General features: G+C 60.5%; 1 protein-coding gene. It reads right to left on the bottom strand.

Annotated elements, in window-relative coordinates; translation table 11 throughout:
• Nucleotides 1–1,644, bottom strand: a 1,644-nt coding sequence (gene aspS / locus D8V06_RS25445) for an aspartate--tRNA ligase (RefSeq protein WP_130932051.1), incomplete at both ends; no start/stop codon positions are given.

Genomic DNA, 1,644 nt, shown 5'->3' with positions numbered 1-1,644 from the left:
GGAAGGCGATCACTTCACGGATCGACTGGGCGCCGGTCATCAGCATCACCAGACGATCCAGACCGAAGGCCAGGCCACCGTGCGGCGGCGCGCCGTACTTGAGGGCGTCGAGCAGGAAGCCGAACTTCTCTTCCTGCTCAGCTTCATTGATGCCCAGCAGGCGGAATACCGATTGCTGCATTTCCTTGCGGTGGATACGGATCGAACCGCCACCCAGCTCGGTACCGTTCAACACCATGTCGTAGGCTCGGGACAGCGCGCCAGCCGGGTTGGCTTCCAGCTCTGCCGGGGTGCACTTCGGTGCGGTGAACGGGTGGTGCAAAGCGGTGAAGCTGCCGTCGTCGTTCTCTTCGAACATCGGGAAGTCGACGACCCACATCGGCGCCCACTCGCAGGTCAGCAGGTTCAGATCGTTACCTACCTTGATCCGCAGCGCGCCCAGGGCTTCGCTGACGATCTTGGCCTTGTCGGCACCGAAGAACACGATGTCGCCGTCAACTGCACCGACGCGATCGAGGATCACGTTCAGGGACGTTTCAGGGATGTTCTTGACGATTGGCGACTGCAAGCCTTCGACGCCTTTGGCGCGCTCGTTGACCTTGATGTACGCCAGGCCCTTGGCACCGTAGATGCCGACGAACTTGGTGTAGTCGTCGATCTTGCTGCGCGGCATGCTCGCCCCGCCCGGTACGCGCAGTGCGGCAACGCGGCATTTCGGATCGTTGGCCGGACCGCTGAATACCTTGAAATCGACTTCCTTGAGTTGATCGGCAACGTCAACCAGTTCCAGCGGGTTACGCAGGTCTGGCTTGTCGGAACCGTAGCGGCGCATGGCTTCTTCGAAGGTCATGTGCGGGAAATCACCGAATTCCAGATCCAGCACTTCCTTGAACAGGTTGCGGATCATGGCTTCGGTCAGGCCCATGATGTCTTTTTCATCGAGGAAACTGGTTTCGATGTCGATCTGGGTGAATTCTGGCTGACGGTCGGCACGCAGGTCTTCGTCGCGGAAGCACTTGGCAATCTGGTAGTAACGGTCGAAGCCGGCCACCATCAGCAGCTGTTTGAACAGCTGTGGCGATTGCGGCAAGGCGAAGAACGAACCGGCGTGAGTACGGCTTGGCACCAGGTAGTCACGGGCACCTTCCGGGGTAGCGCGGGTCAGGATCGGCGTCTCGACGTCGAGGAAGCCGTTTTCGTCAAGGAAGCGACGGATGCTGGTGGTCATGCGCGAACGCAGACGCAGCTTCTCGGCCATTTCCGGGCGACGCAGGTCGAGGAAGCGGTAGCGCAGACGGGTTTCTTCGCCGACGTCGGAGAACTCGTTCAACGGGAACGGCGGGGTTTCCGATTCGTTCAGCACTTCCAGTTCATAGCCCAGGACTTCGATCATGCCCGACGCCATGTTGGCATTGGTGGCACCGGCCGGACGCAGGCGGACCTTACCGGTGATCTTCACGACGAATTCGCTGCGCACGCGATCAGCGGCGGCGAAGCTCTCAGCGCGGTCCGGATCGAACACCACCTGGGCCAGACCGTCACGATCACGGATATCGAGGAAAATCACCCCACCGTGGTCACGGCGACGATGAACCCATCCGCAAAGGGTAATTTCCTGGCCTTCCAGGCTTTCGTTCAGTTGGC

The organism is Pseudomonas sp. Sample_24, from assembly GCF_004307605.1.
GTDB lineage: Bacteria > Pseudomonadota > Gammaproteobacteria > Pseudomonadales > Pseudomonadaceae > Aquipseudomonas.
This window is presented reverse-complemented; position numbering and strand designations above follow the sequence as displayed.